General features: G+C 47.9%; 13 protein-coding genes. 12 read left to right on the forward strand and 1 reads right to left on the reverse strand.

Features of this window, described 5'->3' with window-relative positions; translation table 11 throughout:
* The first annotated feature begins 259 nt into the window (after positions 1 to 259).
* The 12 genes from IEX98_RS12205 (at position 260) to IEX98_RS12260 (ending at position 16,098) form a co-directional block, all read left to right on the forward strand.
* On the forward strand, positions 260 to 2,203 hold the full coding sequence (locus tag IEX98_RS12205) for an AraC family transcriptional regulator (RefSeq protein WP_188889475.1): 1,944 nt from the start codon (positions 260 to 262) through the stop codon (positions 2,201 to 2,203).
* Positions 2,204 to 2,250: 47 nt separating this feature from the next.
* On the forward strand, positions 2,251 to 3,276 hold the full coding sequence (locus tag IEX98_RS12210) for a FecCD family ABC transporter permease (RefSeq protein WP_188889476.1): 1,026 nt from the start codon (positions 2,251 to 2,253) through the stop codon (positions 3,274 to 3,276).
* Positions 3,273 to 4,286, forward strand: a complete 1,014-nt coding sequence (locus tag IEX98_RS12215; protein ID WP_188889477.1) for a FecCD family ABC transporter permease — start codon at positions 3,273 to 3,275, stop codon at positions 4,284 to 4,286. The genes IEX98_RS12210 and IEX98_RS12215 overlap by 4 nt, the downstream gene beginning before the upstream one ends.
* A gap of 107 nt (positions 4,287 to 4,393) precedes the next feature.
* A complete protein-coding gene (locus tag IEX98_RS12220) occupies positions 4,394 to 6,118 on the forward strand; it encodes an ABC transporter ATP-binding protein (protein ID WP_188889478.1) in 1,725 nt (574 codons plus the stop codon).
* Between the two features lie 352 nt (positions 6,119 to 6,470).
* A complete protein-coding gene (locus IEX98_RS12225; protein WP_188889479.1) occupies positions 6,471 to 8,246 on the forward strand; it encodes a sensor histidine kinase in 1,776 nt (591 codons plus the stop codon).
* On the forward strand, positions 8,239 to 9,921 hold the full coding sequence (locus IEX98_RS12230) for a response regulator transcription factor (RefSeq protein ID WP_188889480.1): 1,683 nt from the start codon (positions 8,239 to 8,241) through the stop codon (positions 9,919 to 9,921). The genes IEX98_RS12225 and IEX98_RS12230 overlap by 8 nt, the downstream gene beginning before the upstream one ends.
* Before the next feature lie 137 nt (positions 9,922 to 10,058).
* Positions 10,059 to 11,768 carry an extracellular solute-binding protein gene (locus IEX98_RS12235; protein ID WP_188889481.1) on the forward strand — a complete coding sequence of 570 codons (1,710 nt, stop codon included), beginning with the start codon at positions 10,059 to 10,061 and terminating at the stop codon, positions 11,766 to 11,768.
* A 168-nt stretch (positions 11,769 to 11,936) separates the two neighbouring features.
* Positions 11,937 to 12,791, forward strand: a complete 855-nt coding sequence (locus tag IEX98_RS12240; RefSeq protein ID WP_188889836.1) for an ABC transporter permease — start codon at positions 11,937 to 11,939, stop codon at positions 12,789 to 12,791.
* A 19-nt stretch (positions 12,792 to 12,810) separates the two neighbouring features.
* On the forward strand, positions 12,811 to 13,701 hold the full coding sequence (locus tag IEX98_RS12245; protein WP_188889482.1) for a carbohydrate ABC transporter permease: 891 nt from the start codon (positions 12,811 to 12,813) through the stop codon (positions 13,699 to 13,701).
* 240 nt (positions 13,702 to 13,941) lie between these two features.
* On the forward strand, positions 13,942 to 14,682 hold the full coding sequence (locus IEX98_RS12250) for a MerR family transcriptional regulator (RefSeq protein ID WP_268237831.1): 741 nt from the start codon (positions 13,942 to 13,944) through the stop codon (positions 14,680 to 14,682).
* A gap of 164 nt (positions 14,683 to 14,846) precedes the next feature.
* Positions 14,847 to 15,656 carry a CPBP family intramembrane glutamic endopeptidase gene (locus IEX98_RS12255; RefSeq protein WP_188889483.1) on the forward strand — a complete coding sequence of 270 codons (810 nt, stop codon included), beginning with the start codon at positions 14,847 to 14,849 and terminating at the stop codon, positions 15,654 to 15,656.
* A gap of 205 nt (positions 15,657 to 15,861) precedes the next feature.
* Positions 15,862 to 16,098, forward strand: coding sequence for a DUF3977 family protein (locus IEX98_RS12260; protein WP_188889484.1), 237 nt, complete (start codon positions 15,862 to 15,864; stop codon positions 16,096 to 16,098).
* Positions 16,099 to 16,340: 242 nt separating this feature from the next.
* On the opposite strand, the gene IEX98_RS12265 is transcribed toward IEX98_RS12260, so the two are convergent.
* Positions 16,341 to 18,731: a glycosyl hydrolase family 95 catalytic domain-containing protein gene (locus IEX98_RS12265; RefSeq protein WP_188889485.1), complete on the reverse strand. Its 2,391-nt coding sequence runs from the start codon at positions 18,729 to 18,731 to the stop codon at positions 16,341 to 16,343.
* Between the last annotated feature and the right edge of the window lie 100 nt (positions 18,732 to 18,831).

Below are 18,831 nucleotides of genomic sequence, written 5' to 3' on the forward strand. Positions count from 1 at the left end.
CTTTCCTGAAAGCATAAAAACCCGCGAAAAACCTTGATTTTACAAGGATTTTCGCGGGTTTTGAAGTTCTCTTTTTAAACTTAACTTCAGTAATCTTCTGAGGCTATATCTCTAAAAAGATGATGAAAAGCATAATGTCCGCTTCCTGCTCCCCAATGTCACTTAATGATGATATACTTACGTAATATGTTATGATATTGATAATCAAAATCAATTCATAGGTGATATATAAATTGATAAGTGAGATCAGGGAGCGCGGATGATGCAGGAAGAAGAAGTAAGCCAGATATTTACACCGGAGATGATTGATACGATGGCCCGTATTTGGACACGTTCGATCATTACATTAATAGATGTGCGCTTTCAGAATGTAGCGCCCCAACACCCGTTGGAACAATATAAAATGCCTAGCAGCATGTTTATCTATACATATGGAGGAGAAGCACAAATTCAACTGAATGAAACCTCTTTTGGAATGGAACGCTTTGGTTTGGTTCACGGCGGGAAGGGGAGTCTGCTCAGTATTTCACCTAAAGGCGATAGTGTGAAAACCTTTATGGTGCTTTATAAAGCAGAATTACCTTTTTTATTCAAGAAGCACCTGCAGCAATTATTGGAGCATGTGAATCCATTTGTTCAACAGTTTGGATATACGCCAAGCAATCCGATCCTGCTGTTCGATTGGTTTCAACAGATGATGAATGGCTGGAACCGCGGCAAGGCGATGGATCAGCTGCAGGCTAAAAGTTTTCTCTATCAATTGATTCATGGGGTGTATAGAGATTTTGCGGGTGGTGAAATACGGTATCTCCAGCCTGATCCAGCTTGTTCAGCCAAGATATATCTCGACAAACATTACAGGGAGTCGATAATGTTTCAAGAAATTGCAGATATGTTTGGGATTAGTGGCGGGCAATTGACACGGCTGTTTAAGAAGAAGGAAGGGATGAGTTTACAGGAGTACCTCATTCAGAGAAGGATTGAAGCTGCTTGTCATGACTTGAAGCACACAGAAGCAACCATTAAAGAGATCGCAATAGGATCTGGTTTTGCCGATGAGAAGAACCTGTTCCGGATGTTTAAGAAGTATTACAAGATGACGCCAAGTGATTATCGGAAAATAAACGCACTATCCATGCAGGTTGATGGTATTGATAACGATTCTCACCATCTTTACAATGAGAGGGAACTAGTGAGTCTAGTCAGATCTTATAGAGATGGGGAATCAACCATGTTTGGACAAGTAAGAAGGAAAGAAATGATCTTGGCGGCGGCGATGAGCTTGATGCTATTGTTGTCGGCATGTACGTCGGGGGCACCAGCGAATAACGGGGGAACGGTGAATCCAATACCTGAACAGACACAACAGACGACACAACCGGAAGTCTCGCAGACCAGAACGATATCTACTATAAAAGGAGACGTTCAGGTGCCTAACAACCCTCAGCGTGTTGTCGTTGATTATTTGATTGGTGATGTGGTAGCCCTAGGTGTAACTCCTCTAGGTGTGGCGAGAGTGTCAAGGGGTGAGACGGAGGCTGTTTTTGCTAATCAGATTACAGACTCCATTAAAATAGCTATGGAGCCGGAAGATGTGATGACTCTTGAGCCTGATCTGATCATTTTAGCATGGGGTGATGAAAATTATGAAAATTTATCCAAAATTGCCCCGACCATTTATGTCCCTTATGGTGATATGACTACAGAAGAGCGGATCCAGTTTATTGGCGGTGTTTTGAACAAGCAGGAAGAGGCTGAGGCCGTTCTGAATGCTTATGCCAAAAAAATCGAGGAAGCGAAGCTGGCCCTTCAGAATGAAGGTCTTTCAGACGTGACAATTACGATGGGAGAATTCAGTGACAAAAGTAACTACATCGCTGGAGCCAAGCATGCGGTTGGCGAGCTTGTTTATAATCAACTACAAATGCAGGCACCGTCAAAAGTTAAAACTGATATTATTGACACCGATAAATATTGGGGAGATATCTCAATGGAGGTCTTGGGAGCTTACATAGGGGATTATCTGCTCTCCATAGGAGATACGGTAGTTCCTGTTGATAATGAAGTTTGGAAATCGCTTCCTGCTGTGCAAAACAACCGGATTGTAACGGTGGGAACATCGCTATCTTGGTCTACGGATATAATGACTTCCAGTGCATTGATTGATCATATTGTCAATAAATTGGTGGAATTAGCTAAATAAGCACATTCGATTGGGTTTTGTGATGAATAAGAGGAAAGGAAAATGAGATGAAAAACAAGCCTGAACAAAGACGCCGCGGGGCGACGAACTTCACCATATATATGGCGGTAGGGCTTGGATTAACGGTTCTCATGTCGGCGGCATCGATTAGCTTCGGTGCCGCCGACATGAGGTTAGCGACTGCATGGGAGGCTATTTTCCGATTTGATCCAAAACTTACTGAGCATCAAGTTATTCAAACTCTGCGTCTTCCGCGAACCGCAGCCGATCTGATCGTAGGGTGCAGCCTTGCGGTATGTGGTGCTATCATGCAGGGGACGACGCGCAATCCGCTTGCGGACTCAGGACTGATGGGAATCAGCTCGGGCGCAGCATTCGCGATTGCCCTTTGCCTGGCTTTTCTGCCGGGTTATTCGTATGGGCACATGATGCTGTTTGCTTGTTTAGGGGCAGCTCTTGCGACGGGGATGACTTATTTCTTCGCGTCATTGGGCAAGCGCGGAATGACGCCTCAGCGGCTGGTACTGGCAGGATTGTCCATCTCCATGCTGTTTGGCGCACTCAGTCAGTATTTGGCGATCAATTACAACCTGGGCCGAGCATTGGCATTCTGGACGGCAGGCAGTACAGCGGGGGTCAAGTGGGGGGAACTGCTAATAATCTCACCGCTATTTGTTGGGGGTGTATTGCTGGCACTAGCGTTATCTCCTTCTGTTACCCTGCTTAGTTTGGGGGATGATGTGGCAAGCGGACTCGGTATTCGCAGCGGACTGGTCAAGGGTGTAGCAACAATTATCGTGCTCGTGCTGACAGGATTGGCTGTTGTCGTGGTTGGTCCGGTCGGTTTTGTTGGTCTGATTACCCCGCATATTGTGCGATATATGGTCGGTCTCGATTATCGGTACATTATTCCGGCGGCTGCACTATATGGTGCGTTGCTGACCGTATCAGCAGATCTTGCAGGCCGCATGATCAATAAGCCGTTCGAAACACCGATTGGCATTATATTTTCTATCATTGGTGTGCCGTACTTTCTCTTCCTCGCTCGCAGGCAAAGGAGGGAGTTGGAATGATCAAGCAGCGTTATACGGTTCAACGAGGCATCATCGTCAATGTAATGCTTTTGATGCTCATCCTTATGTTTGCTGTCATTAGCATGAATTCTGGCAAGATGAATCTTTCACCGCTAGAAGTACTGAACGTTCTCCTAGGAAACGGTACCGCCAAGCAGAATCTAATCGTGTTCGATTTTCGCCTGCCGCGAGTCGTATTGTCGATTTTGGTAGGTCTGGGAATGGGGGCTGCTGGAGTTGTGATGCAGAGTTTGCTGCGCAATGACATGGCTAGTCCGGGGACACTGGGGATTAGTTCGGGATCGGGTTTGTTTGTCCTGATCTTCGTCGTATTCATCGCAACGACAGGAAAGAGCTCCTTTATTGCTCTGCCGCTGCTGGCCTTTGTAGGCGGACTACTGGCAGCGGGATTGATTTTCTTATTATCGTATCGCCGCGGGCGAGACATCTCGCCAATTGGTTTGATCTTAACCGGGGTTGCGCTCGGAAGCGGGTATGGAGCGCTGACCACCTTCCTGACTATCAAGCTGGATGATTCGCAGATGAACTTCATGCTGAACTGGCTGGCGGGGAGCTTGTGGGGCGATGATTGGCGGTATATTTCCGTACTGGCACCTTGGGTCTTAATTTTACTCGGCTATATTTTCTACAAGTCTCGCATGTTGAATACCCTCCATCTGGGCAATCAGACGGCACAAGGGCTGGGTCTTGCCGTGAAACAGCAGTTTTTGGGGTTATCGATAGCAGCTGTTGCTTTAGCCTCTGGCAGTGTGGCAGTGGGTGGAAGCTTTTTCTTCGTTGGCTTGATCGCTCCGCATATGGCAAGAAAACTGGTTGGGCCCGATCACAAATTTCTCGTTCCGGCTGCCAGCTTGACAGGAGGATTAGTCGTGGTGCTGGCTGACACGATTACGCGTACGGTTAGTCTAGGGGGAGATGTGCCGACGGGAATCGTCATTACGGTCATCAGTGTACCGTACTTTCTTTATTTACTAGCGAAGGCCAATTAGGAGGACCTCTGGCATGTATGAAAACGCAATAAGCGTGGAGAACAATGGACGGATCAAGCAAGGATAAGGATTGCTAAGAGCTATAGACAGAAGGAGGCGGTTGTTATATGAAAATTGCATGGCGTGTCCTGCTGGGCGCACGGAAATACTGGTTACAGTTAGGTATTGGATTTGTTGGTGTCGTGATGGCCACGATTGCCGGGTTTTATTTGCCCTGGGCGATTCGCTCGCTGACACAATTGGCGACCGAAGGCAGCAGTCAGTTTGCCGCAGAAGCGTTGAAGATTGGTTTGTTGCTGCTTGGAGCCACCTGTGTGCAAGCGATGGGAACATCTTTGGCAGGCTATATGAACCATTATGCCGCACTTCACTATGTGGCGGATTTACGAACAAGATTGTATAGTAAATATCAGCAGATGAGCTTGCGCTATTTCCATCGAAGCCGGACGGGTGACTTGACCGGGCGCGTTGTGAATGATGCAATGGAAGCGGAAATCTTCATTGCCCATGCCATTCCTGACTTTATTGTCAACGGACTAACCTTTATCGGTGTCGGCATCCTGCTCTTGACGATCAATGTGAAGCTGGCACTGATCAGTCTGATCACGATTCCATTGCTGCTTGCAATCACGATATGGCAAAGCAAGCGCTTGTCACCGCTTTGGGGGGAGAATTCCAAGGCACGGGGAGAAATCGCTGGCAAGGTGCAGGAAAACTTGTCGGGCATGAAGGAAATTCAAATTTTTAATCGGCAGGAGGAGGAGCGGGGCAACGTTTCTCGTCTGGCTACGAAACATACGAATACCTATTTGCGCGCCAGTCTGTTCTATGAAACCTCTGTGCCGTTGTTGGCATTTGTAACCGCGCTGGGTACCGTGCTTGTCGTGATATTGGGCGGCAGATTGCTGGCAGCAGGGGAGTTAAGCATTGCTGATATCATCGGATTCATCGCCTACCTGGGTATGTTCTATCAACCAGTTAAGTCCTTTTCCGGCTTGGTGGAAATGGGCGGGCGAGCCGCCGCTGGACTTAAACGGGTATATGATGTGCTGGAAGAAGAGGAAGACATACAGGAGAAGCGAAACGCAGTCCGTTTGCCGCGTGTACAAGGACAGATATCCTTTCAAGATGTCACATTCGCTTATCAAGATGGTGCGCCTGTACTAGAAAGGTTGAACCTGACCATTGATCCCGGAAAGACGGTGGCGCTTGTAGGCACGACCGGTGTAGGAAAGTCGACATTAGCCAGTCTCGTTAACCGATTCTACGACCCGCAGGCGGGGTCTATTCGCGTAGATGGCATCGATCTTCGTGATGTGACGATCTCCAGCCTGCGTGACAATATCTCGATGGTGCTGCAGGATACCTTCCTGTTTGACGGCTCGGTGTATGACAATATAGCTTACGGATGGAAGGACGCGACCCGGAAAGATGTGATTGCCGCAGCGAACGCGGCAAAAGCGCATGATTTTATAGCACAGATGGAGCAAGGCTACGATACATTGATTGGCGAACGCGGTGTGCGTCTGTCCGGAGGACAGAAACAGCGGCTCTCGATAGCACGGGCGATTCTGCGCAATGCACCGATCCTCATTCTGGATGAAGCGACATCGGCGCTTGATACCAAGACGGAGCAAGAGATCCAGCAGGAGCTGGACGACATATCCAAGGATCGCACAACACTGGTGATTGCCCATCGGCTATCGACGATTCGTCATGCCGACCAGATTGTTGTATTGGATGGCACAGAGGTTGCCGAAATGGGTACGCATGAGGAACTGCTGCGCAGCGGCGGTATTTATTCACGATTGTATGAGTCACAAGCCTCTTGATCGTAAGCCCAAGCATATCGATAGATTGCCTTGAGGGTCGAAAGCGAGCGAAGTGAAAACTAGACTGTAGGCAATAATGGTTGTACAATGTTCGGATTGTTGCCGCGAGCCCTCACGGGGCTTGGGAGAACAAGTGCATAACTCATGGTTTATTTTTCCTTATCTCCCCCAAGAAGACCGTCAGGTTCCCTGACGGTCTTTTTATGCATGGCACGCCCAGCCAAACTAGGCTTTGCGACAACTAAGAAGCCACTTTCGGCAAGCTATCTGTTGGTCCGGGATATCCACATACTCGTCATTCATGTTAAACTCAGAAACAAAAGTAAACGGTTTCAAGGTGAGGAGACTTTGTATGAATGATACAGGGGTATTTTGGAAGCAATCTATTTTTACGAGGCTGATTGTTACGTTCCTGGTCAGCATGATACCCATTTTCGTGCTTGGGATATGGAGTTACAAGTGGAGCAGCCAGCAGTTGTCCGAAGAAATCTTCAATTCGATGAAGCTGCAGGTCTCTTACTATATGGACAACCTTGACCATGACATCCAACGCATTCAAAAGCTGCAGCTTGATATGACACAGGATGAGGACTTGAACCAAATCGCCAACTCATCGCAATATCTGGATAATTTCGAGAAAACGAAAGCGATTCTTAGAATCCATCAACGGCTGTCCTCCATTAAGAGCAGCAGCGGTTATATTCAGGGAGTGAGAGTGCTCATACCTTCTTTAAAATGGTCTATTAACGCGGATGGCTACCCCAGTGGCTTATACAGCGAGTTAAAGCTGGAGGAATTCGATGGTTTGAAGGCACTTGAAAGCGATTCCGCCTCGCAAATCGTTCATTGGCAGGATCGTCTGCTGATGCTGGCTGGCTTCCCGAATTACGCGCAAGGCGGCAAGCCGCCGCTATTCATCATCGAGATCGAGCTGTCCAAGATGGCCCTAGAGTCGGCACAATTGCAATTGGAAGGCTATAAGGACAGCAGATTTATTATAAGAAAGCCTTCGCAGCAGTTCATGATAGAAAACGTAAACGATGCAGACTCGTTAGCTAGGCTCTCCGAACGTCTGGATGCTGCCCTGCAAGACAGCAATAGCGGTTCGATCCCCGTCGATCTGAATGGCAAGCCGTATTTGCTTGTTTACAAGATGTCAGACTATACCGGGATTATGCTTTCTTACGTTTTACCGAACGAAGGCATTCTGACGTCGTTGAAAAAGCTGGTCACGTGGAACTGGAGTTTCTTCTTGATCGCTATCTTGATTACAGCGGCGTATTCTTACTCCTTGTATATGTTAATCAAAAAGCCCCTCGTCAAGCTGATCCGATCGTTCAGAATGGTGGAGAGCGGCAATCTTCAGATTCGAATCGATTATGCCAGCCGCGATGAATTCGGTTATTTATACAGGCGTTACAACGCCATGGTAGAAAATTTGCAAAACCTGATCGAGCAAGTGTACGAGCAAAAAATACTAAGTCAGAAAGCCGAGTTGAAGCAGCTTCAAACGCAAATCAATCCGCATTTTTTATATAACAGTTACTTTCTGCTGCACCGCATTATCAAAAAAGAAGATTACGAGAACGCACTGCGATTCTCGAAGGAGATTGGCCGGTATTTCCAGTTCATTACGAGAAACGGCGCAGAGACGGTCACGCTCGATAAGGAAGTCGAGCATGCCCGAATTTACACGGAAATTCAGGCGATGCGCTTCGCGGGGAGAATCGCCGTCGATTTCGCTGATTTTCCACCAGATCTTGGACAGTTAGAGGTGCCGCGACTTATTCTGCAGCCCGTTATTGAGAACGCTTTTGAGCACGGACTGGAGAATAAGCAGGATCACGGCTTGCTCGCTATCCGTTTCGCCCGGGTTTCGGGCGGGCTCGTTATAACCGTTGAAGACAACGGGGAAGAGCTGACGGATGCGGATTTGGAGAAGCTGACGCGGAGCTGGCATAAGGACAACGATTATACAGAAATAACCGGTCTTGCGAATATTCATCGGCGCGTCAAGCTGTTCTGTAAAGAGGGAAGCGGATTGACGGTTGCCCGATCGGATTTCGGCGGGTTGCAAGTCTGTCTTACGATTATACCGAAGGATGCGGGGGAGAGCAGCCATGCATAGATTGATGATTGTGGATGACGAGAGGCACATTGTAGATTGGCTTTACGAACTGTTTATGGATAAATCGGAAATGGATTTAGACATCGTCAAGGCTTATTCGGGCAAAGAAGCTTTACAAAGGCTGGAAGCTGCCAAAATCGATATTGTGCTTTCGGACATTCGCATGCCTGGCATGAGCGGGCTTGAGTTAATGGGACAAATAAAACACAGCTGGCCGGGATGCAAAATCGTTTTCCTGACGGGCTTCAACGATTTCGAATACATCTACAGCGCGTTGAAGCAAAACGGGGTAAGCTACCTGTTGAAAACAGAAGACGACGATGAGATCGTCGATGCAGTCAAGCAAGCAATTTCCGAGATGGAGCAGGAGTTAGGCAACCAGCAATTGCGGAGCCGCGTTCTGGAAAGAGAAGAGCTTGTCGTCCACCTGATGCGCAAGGAATTGTTGCTTGACGTCATAAGCGGCAAGGTACGTTTGGCGGATGCGGAGCGGGGATGGCTGGACAAGCTCGCTATCCCTTTTGACGAGAACCGGCCGATACTGCTGCTGTTCGGACGAGTGCATGGCGGAATGGTCAGCCAGGACTACTCGGAGAGATTCCTGAGTTTGAGGGGGCTTTCCTCTTTGACTGGACAATATGTATCTCCGTTCGCCTCACATGCGCTGATTGACATCGGAAAATATGATCTTTTATGGCTAATACAGCCCGTGATACGAATCGATACCGATACCGATGCCGTATCCGAAAGTTATGAACAGCTCTGGAAGAGAACGGTGCTATTCGTCAAAGGCAATCTGGAAACGCTGCAAGCCGCGAGCGAAGAAGCATTGGAGACGAAGATATCGTTCCTGTTGTACGATGAGCCCGTTCCTTGGTCATCGGTACAAGAAAGCTGGGATTTATTGAAAGCAATGGCCGACACCCGGTTTCATTCTCCTATGGGCATGCCTGTCGTTTGTTCGATAAACTCCGAAGAGGTATCCGCGTTCGATACAGCCAACAAGGCTGCCTTGGACGGAAGCGCCTACGCTAGAAAAGCAGAGGCTTTACAGGATTGCTTGGAGCAAGGACTGCGCAAGGAATTTTTCGAAAAGCTGGACGAGGTGGATGAGGGCTTGAGCGCCGTTTCCCGCATGCGCGATCTTTCGGCAGCCCAAGTATACGGTACGATATCGCTGCTGTTTCTGACCTACATCAACAAAAACCGTCTTGCAGACAAGCTGACCGACCGCATCGCTTTAGGCAGGCTCATCCCAGCGAACGGGTTCGATTCCTGGCGTGAGTCGTTCGACTATTTGCGCGAGCTGGGGCACGCTGTTTTCGCTTTGAAGGAAGACGAGCGGACCAGCAGGGAGGGTGAATTGATCGAGCGGATTATCGCTTTCGTCAGAAGCAACTTGCACGGTGAATTAACGCTTGTCCGTATCTCGGAAAAGGTGAACTACAATCCCTCCTACGTGTCGAGATTATTCAAGCAGGCAACGGGAACGAATTTATTCGACTTTATCAATAAAGCACGAATCGGCAAAGCCAAAGAGCTGCTTGAAGACGGCACGCGCCCGATTCAGGACATCGCCAGAGCTGTCGGGTTTGATTCTCCGCAGTATTTCGCGACGGCGTTCAAAAAAATGACGGGCAAGACGCCGAACGAATACCGTAACCAGATTATCTGACTATCGTCTCAGCTGGTCAACGGATCAAACGAAAGTAAACAGATTGAACTATAAATCGTCGATGGTGGCGCTTACAATCATGTATAGGGGCCCCTCCCAGAAAGATGATGACGAACCGTATTCAAGGAGGGTTTAAGTTGAGTCAAACGAAGAAAACTCGCGCAACCGCAATCGTAATGTTTATGCTGGTTCTCGTTCTGCTTGTAACCGCTTGCAGCCAAAAAGAAAATGCAGGCCAGCCAAGCGAAAACACGGGTACTCCCGCTAATGAAACATCCACCGCTTCGCCTGAGGCAAGCGCAGCAAACGAAGAAGGACCCTGGTCGAAATATGAAAAGCCGCTTACCGTGACGACGGCGCTGAAGACTAATACGGGCATTACCCAACTCGGCAATGATACGTATGACGACAACCTCTGGACGAGAGCGATTGAGAGCACGTTTAACATTAAGATGAAAAACCTGTGGACAGCGGACGCGACGCAGTATACAACCAAACTGAACGTCAGCATCGCGTCTGGCAATCTGCCCGACGTATATACGGTCGACAACGTTCAATTCGCTCAGGTCACCGCATCCGGTCTCAACATGGATTTGACGGAAGCTTACGAGAAGTTCGCTTCCCCGGAGCTAAGAAAGATTATGGAGGCTGACAAAGCCGGTTTTGAATCCGGTATCATCGACGGGAAGCTGATGGGAATTTCCACCCAGCATTTCGGAATGATCAGCATTCCAAGCGTCGTTTGGATTCGGGATGATTGGATGAAAAAATTCAACCTTTCTCCTCCAAAGACGATGGATGAGCTTCTCCACATCGCGGAAGTGTTTATGACGGAAAATCCGGACGGCAACAAAAAGAACGACACTTATGGCATTGCCATCAATAAAAATCTTTATGACACCTCCATTTCGGCAACTGGAGTCGCGCTCGCCGATGGCATTTTCAATGCTTATCATGCTTACCCGGCCGCATGGATCAAGGACGCTTCCGGCAAAATCGTTTACGGCTCGGTACAGCCGGAGATGAAAGCGGGCTTGGCGGTTCTGCAGGATATGTTCAAAAAAGGCTTGATCAGCAAGGAGTTCGGCCTGAAGGATACGGCTAAAATCGCCGAAGATCTGACGAACGGCAAAGTCGGCATCGAGATCGGCTCGAACTGGAACGGCTATTATCCGGGACCGGATATCATTAAGAAAAACGGCAACGGCGCGATTCTGATGCCTTACGCGATACCTTCCGGGGACGGTCAACCGGTGAAGCAGCCGGGCAATTGGCCGGTAGGCAGCTATATTGTTGTCAACAAGAAGTTCGCGAATCCGGAAGCCGCGATTAAGCTTATCAACCTGTATGTAAAAATTAACCTGACAAACGATGCGGACGAGTACATCAACTACACGGCAGGCGGCAGAATGTGGAATGCTCCGATCGGAGTCAGCGATCCGGAGCAGAGCACGCGGGAATATACGCAAATCTCGGAGGCATTAGAAACGAAAGACATTTCGAAGCTGTCTGGTTCGTCTGTCGGCAAATATAGCGCAGCCCTTAAATGGGTGGAGTCGCAAGACCCTGATTCCTCCGGCGCTTGGCTGCAAAACTCTTCGGTGGGCTCGTTCTCGATTTTGCAGAAGCTGTTCGACAACGGCAACGTGTTGCCGACGGAATATCGCGGTGTGGATACGCCTACAATGGCCGAGAAGAAAGCGACTTTGGAGAAGCTCGAGAAAGAAGCCATTACGAAGATCATTATGGGCGCTTCATTGGACGAATTCGACAAGATGGTCAGCAACTGGTATAAGCTCGGCGGCGAAGCCATTACGAAAGAAATGAACGATAAATACAACAAATAAGAAAATAGGGCGGTCGGGAAGTTTTCTGAATTCCTTTCCCGCGGCATAAACGCTGGACGCCGTGAAAGAACGGCGTCAGCGGTTTATGCTCGTTCGCCTGTGCTTGTATAGGAAGGAGACAAGGCGTTGCTAAGAATCGGAAGAAGCCGGACCACACCGCTGCACTTGATGCTGCTTCCCTCGGTGATTGTTGTACTCATTTATAGTTATCTTCCCATGGTTGGACTCGTCATAGCCTTTCAGAAGTTTAATCCGGCACATTTATTCAGCTCGCCGTGGGTCGGTTTTGACAACTTCAAATACGTCTATTATATGCCCGGCTCGATGCAAATCTTATGGAATACGCTGACCATCGCATTGTTCAAAATCGTAGGCATGATCGTCGTGCCGGTCACTTTCGCCCTGCTATTGAACGAAGTGGGGAAATCACTGTTTAAGAAATCGTTCCAGACGCTCATCTATCTCCCTAATTTTCTGTCTTGGATCATTATGGGAGGCGTGCTGATCGATATTCTGTCTCCTTCGGACGGAATCGTTAACCAGGGACTCGGTTTGTTCGGTATTGAGCCCATTTACTTTCTAGGCGATCCTTTCTGGTTTCCGATCACGATGATAGTATCCGATATATGGAAAGGGTTCGGATTCGGAACAGTCATCTACCTGGCTGCGCTGACCAGCATTGATCCGTCGCTGTACGAATCAGCCCGCGTCGATGGGGCTAACCGATGGAAGCAGACGATCTACATTACATTGCCAGGAATGATGCCCATCATCATCCTAATGTCCGTATTGAGTCTCGGAAACGTACTGAATGCAGGTTTTGACCAAATTTTCAATTTATACAGCGCTTCCGTGTATGAGACGGGTGATATCATCGACACGTTCGTGTACCGGCTCGGCATCGAACAGACCCAGTATTCGCCGGCTACGGCGATTGGATTGTTCAAATCCGTTGTCTCATTCACTTTGATCTCGATCTCTTACTATTTGGCTTCAAGGTTTGCGGACTATCGCATATTCTAATAGAAGGAATGAATTCCCCATGAATCGCTACGACACTTTCGGAAGAAGACTGTTTGTTGTAGGCAATTACATTTTTCTGGCGCTGACGGCGATACTCTGCCTGCTGCCGTTCATTAATCTTCTGGCAACCTCGTTAAGCGGAAGCACTGCTGTTGCGGCCGGGGATGTGAAATTTTTGCCTATTGATTTTAATTTGAAATCTTACGAGTTCGTCATGAAGTCTGAACAGTTTTCTCGTGCTCTTTGGGTGTCTGTGGAAAGGGTCGTGCTCGGTGTTAGCGTCAATATGTTCCTTACGATTCTTGCCGCCTATTCGTTGTCCAAGGAGAAAAGGAACTTCAAGTGGCGCGGCATGTACGCTTGGTTCTTTTTCGTGACGATCTTGTTCAGCGGGGGCTTGATCCCGTGGTATGTGGTCATCAGCAAAACCGGTTTGATCGATTCCATCTGGGCATTGATCCTGCCCGGCGCCCTGCCCGTGTTTAACGTCATCGTGCTGCTCAACTTTTTCCGAGGTTTGCCTAAAGAACTGGAGGAAGCGGCTTTTATGGATGGCGCAACCCATTGGACGGTGCTTTGGCGAATTTTTGTGCCACTATCGAAGCCGGCATTAGCCACGTTAGCGCTGTTCTGTATCGTCAATCATTGGAATTCCTGGTTTGAAGGTCTTATCTTAATGAACCGTACAGAAAATTATCCGCTGCAAAGCTACTTGCAGACGATCATTATCAATCCTGAGAATTTTATCAGTATGGCCAGAGGAGAATACTCCGATTTGCTCAATTTCGTAAATGCCAGAACGTCCCGCGCAGCTCAGCTTTTCGTGGGCACACTGCCAATACTTCTCGTATATCCTTTCCTGCAAAAATACTTCACTTCGGGGCTCGTGCTTGGAAGTGTCAAGGGTTGAACCTATGCAGGTCACGATAATAGGTGTAACTACAATAAGGCATGCCTCTGGGCCAAAGTCGTGAAGTTAAGCCCAACGACAAGAAGAAAAATAAAATGGAATCTTAAACGGTATGGGGAGAATCCCTGTGCCGTTTTCTTTTTGAGCATGAAAATAGCCGGAGCTAACAGCTGACTAAAAAAAGCTTGCCTATAACGTAACGTTATCCCCTATACTGACGCTAGAAAGGAGCTGAGAGAGATCAGCAAGAGGTACTACACGGTAGGACAGTTTGCTAAACTGACCTCGACGACGAAACGTACGCTGCACTTTTATGATCAGAAGGGACTGCTTAAGCCAAGCTGCAATGAACAAGGCTATCGAATTTATTCGGATGAGGATTTGTTTCGTCTCCAGCAAATATTGGCTTTGAAATATTTAGACTACTCCCTGGATGAAATTGAACAATATTTGGAGCAGGACGGTAGCGATTTTAAAGCTTCTCTGGAGAAGCAGTATGAGCTGCTGCTTCAGAAGCAGCAGCACATCCAACACGTTGTGGCAACAATGGAACGGGTCAGCACAATCGTTCAGGACAACCATACGCTGGATCCCGAACTCATTATGACGATGATTCATTCCATCCAACACGAAGGTGAAGTTAAGAAGTGGTTTTCCGAGGTGCTTCCGGATGCATTCGTACAATCGATGTTTGAGAGGGGAGTCAGCATGGAACCTGAGATCATGATTGCGTTTAATGATCTGTTCCTGATTTCCAAGCAAGGGCTGCTGCCGAACGACCCTCTTGTGCAGGAGTGTGCACGAAGTCTGAAGCAGTTAATCGATCAATTGCTCGGACAACCGCTGGAGGAGCTGGGGATGAGCGAAATGGGGAAAAAGCTTATAGGAGTGGAGTTACCAAGTCACATTCAGCCGGAGCTTATCAATTACCTGTTCGAAGCGCTGCGGCACCTGATTCTAAAAGAGGGCGAGGAACGATAGAGGCATATCCAAAGTGAGTTCAAAGCAAAGCAATCAAAGATTGGGATTTAACGCCCAACCTTTGTTTCCCCCTGCGCTTTTTTCCGATACGTATCACTACAACATGTTTGCTCAATATTTGAGTAGTTGAAATAAACTGTAAATAAATAGTAGGAGTGTTGATAATGTCTGAAAAAAGTTCCATGCTGCAACAATCTTCGAATCCCGTCCTTCGGGTTCGCCCCCGGGTAGCATGGGGGGTTCTCACCTATTTCCTATACAGTGCAGTCTTCTATGCGATCTTCGTGCTTAACGGTGTTGACTACAAGCGAGTGGGCGAAAGTGATCAGACCCTTCTTCTCTGGTATGTAATACCGCTGTCTGGAGGTGCCTTGCTGACTATCATAATGGCCACGGTTTACGGATGGTGGCGCCTCAGCTTGTTTGAAAAGCGGAGTCTTTCACGATGGACGATGACGCTCCCTATCCTGATGATGGTCATCGCGATCGTGAACATGCTGATCGGCGATTTCGCCCATGTCACACCCCTAATGTGGCTGTATCTCATTGTCGGCAGCATCCTGGTCGGCTTCAATGAGGAGATGATCAACCGAGGCCAGTTGTTAGTCGCGCTGCGCAGCCGGTTCGGAGAAACCGGGGTCTGGCTGCTATCAACAGCGATGTTCGCAGTATTCCACTTGCCGAACATCTTCCTAGGCATCGGGGCTGGAGCTCTGTTCCAGGTATTGATCGCTTTTGGCCTCGGTTCAATCTTCTACCTTGCCCGGCGGTCTACGGGAACACTCGTGTTCTCTATGATCCTGCATGGGCTTTGGGATTTCAGCAACTTCTCTATAAATATTTCGACGTCGTTTCCTATCGCTGGTGCGCTAGCTCCGCTGTTGGCGATCGCTGCAGCGATCACGGTTCCAATCATTCTCCGTCGTGAAAAACGTCGCGACATCGCTCAAAGCGTATTACGAACCAGGATTTAGCAGGGGGGAGATAGAAAGCAGAGCCGGATCATAATGAATATGATGATGCAATGAGCCACACTAGGGGGCTCGTTGCTTTTTTACGCGGGTATCCCTATTCCTTAGATAAAAAAAGAGAACAGCTATGGAGCTGCCGCTCAATAAAGTTCCAATAAGCGGTATTATAAAGTAGATTGATAGTCTGTGATGAAAGAGGTCGTCCAGCTTGAAATATATCGAGGTTGGCATAGGGAACACTTGGTTAGTTCGAACGGAAACCGAACTTGCGGATGGGACAGAATTTGAGCAAAAAGGAATCGTTAGGCCAATTGTGTTTCATTCCGTTTATTTTAGAGTTTGGTTCGGAAAGACAGTATTCATCTGGGATTCTAAAGAGGGCTTAAAAAGAATGAACAAAACGCGGAGTGCGTTTAAATTAATTTTCGGAGTTACAAGTCATTAGTGAATTTTGCTATTTAAGCGGAGCTGCTTTTGCCTGTACCGTCAATACGATTCGCAATTGTGATCATCATTGTATAAGTTATTTCAACCTTGTCTGAAGCAGTCACTTCATTTGGTTTGTCAATGACAGGGGGCGGGCCGCTTGGAAGCTGTACGGAACTTAGAAAAATGAAAACCCGCGATCTTCTCAAGGTTTTTCGCGGGTTTTAAATTCTTAATGGCCTATCCCCATTTTCTAGTGAATTATTTATTCTGTCTTCTTACTATTGTAATTCTTTCACCGGGTGTTGTTGAAATTGTCCCCATTGCGCCGGTAGCTATGTGGTGTTGACCGGAAGATGAGGAACATAACGCACCATCAGCCCAAGGAATATAGAAGGATAGAGCGGACCCCGCCTCGCTGAAAATTTCAATCCACGCCGTCTCGCCGTCCTTGAATTCCGCACTTACAAGGAAGCCGCCCACCGCCCGTAGCGTGTGGAATTCTGCTTGTTGCCCATTCCAATTCGTAAAGAAACGAAGATGCCCATTATAGCTTTGCAGCAGGCACTCGTTAATTACTGCAGGCAGGGCGAAGTTTTCAAACCAGATCCCCATCCTTGACATAAAGTCGAAATTCTCTGTATCCGAGTAACGCCCTCCGCTCATCAAAACACGATCCGTACAAGTCCCGTTGGGGAGCAGACAGTATCGAACCTGCCTCTTAAAGCGTTCCAGATCTAGAATTCCAAGCCGGGCACCTGCTAGATTATAGAATACCAATTCATTGCCGCCTTCGTTCCGGTGATTCAAATAGGAATTCACTGCCGTCTGGTATTCATCCTCAGTTGAGTGCAAGCCATGGTGCTCTCCCGGAAAAACGGTTGTCACTGGAATAGGCACATTATAGACAACTTCTGGATCTTCACCCTCAACCGATACGAACACTCGCCCGCGCTGAGATTCTGCTGTAGGATATTCCGGGAAGTGGTTCAGGATTTCTCTTACTTCAATCAGCAATTGCTGCTCAGAATTTTCCTCATTCAACACCTCACATGCTTCAGTAAAAGCACGGAACAGAAAACGGGTGAGTGTCAGATCGATCAGACAATCGCTGTTTTTAGCGAATCCTGGAGTAATCTCATATAGCTCCGGGACAACAGTAGGGAAGATGTGGAAGTTATCGTCACCCCATTGTTCTCCGCGGGCTTCCAAGCGTTTCATGTAATCCACCATGAACAGAACAGCCTCCTTGATAGGTTGAAAAGCACGATCCCGGAGGAAATCTTTATCCATGGAGTAGAGATAGTGCCACCAGAGGCTTTGCACCGTCCAGGGGGTTTCACAAATTTCCCAGCCCCAGTGAGGCACAGGATAAGGCATCATCGTCATCTCCACCGGATAGGCGGAATGAGGGAAATAAGCACCGCGCAGTTCATAGTACTGCTGAGCCCAGCTGCGGCTAACGGGCAGCACATGATCGACCATATCGACATAGGGAAGGTGCTTATCTAGATGATTACTGGAAAATGCCAGCCAGAACGGCTGTTGCGTGTTATAGTTCATGTGGTAGTCACCATGCCAATCCGCACCGATGGTACGATAGCTCCAGTTGGCGAAGAGGCCTGGGCAGGTTACGCCTTCTTTCACTGAGCAATTGAAGAAGTATAAATTCCGGTACCAAATTTCTTCCAAAAAAATGTCGCTTAGAATAACAGCCGATTTATTCCAGTAGTCGCACCACCATTCAGCCGTCTCTAATTGAGCCGCTTTGTAGCCATCAAGACTAGGCGGTACTTTCTCCGACACAGCTTGAACATCCGTATAAAGTCCTTCCCATAATTCAGCACAAGCGAAAGCGCCAGCCGCTGTTGCAGTCTGATTTATCGCAGCAAGATCAGATGTTCTTACTGCCAGTCGAAAGGCTTTGTCTTTCTCATGGGGTGTATATGGAACAGCTGGCAGTTCCATAGAAGGCAGTACTTGTGTGAATGATATAACACCTGCTGCATCTTTTGTGATTTCTGCTTGAGGGAATTCCAGTGGTGTTTCTGGATCGGGAAGCAATTTGATTTCTGTAAATAATGGAACCGCAGCGCCGCTAATTGTATCGGTAACCTTCATCCAAACCCGGTCATAGTTCCCCTCAACAAATAATTCTAAGACAGCCCGCTTGTCATTAATCAGAAAATCAATTGTGCATCGGCCATCCTTAATATGGACGGTATGTCCCAGCACTTCAGCTGCCCGGCGGTCATACCGGAGAAGCAATGTGCCACAAGGCATGGGCTTCGGATACGCTTTGCTGTAATTCTTCCCAGTCATCTCGCAATATTCCTTATACCATGGATTGTCTGTCAGTTGGGGCAGGTCAGCAGGCAAAGCAGAGATCCGGTCATACACTTCTTGAAAAGTCATGATTTCGTCCCGGTGCTCCTCAGCGATGCGGATGTCCCAGACATTATTATGGCCAAAATGCAGCAGTACCGCATCTGGTCGTGTGGTGACGACAACTCCTAAGCCCCCATTGCCTAATAGAGCGCCTTCAAAAAAATCCGTTGCTGGACCGTTAAAATGAATACGATGTTGTCCTGCTCGTTCATATCCAACGTTGTTGTTATATAAATCGCTGTTTTGCACATTTGTCTTCAGCATTTTCCATCCTCCTCCTTCAATTAGGCTAAATTCTTGTTCCAAATGTATCAGAGAGAGATGGCAATAGTATTTAGCAGTTCGTCTATAAGTTGCACAATTG

Origin of the sequence: Paenibacillus radicis (ex Gao et al. 2016), from assembly GCF_014641555.1 — a bacterium.
Classification (GTDB): Bacteria; Bacillota; Bacilli; order Paenibacillales; family Paenibacillaceae; genus Pristimantibacillus; species Pristimantibacillus radicis.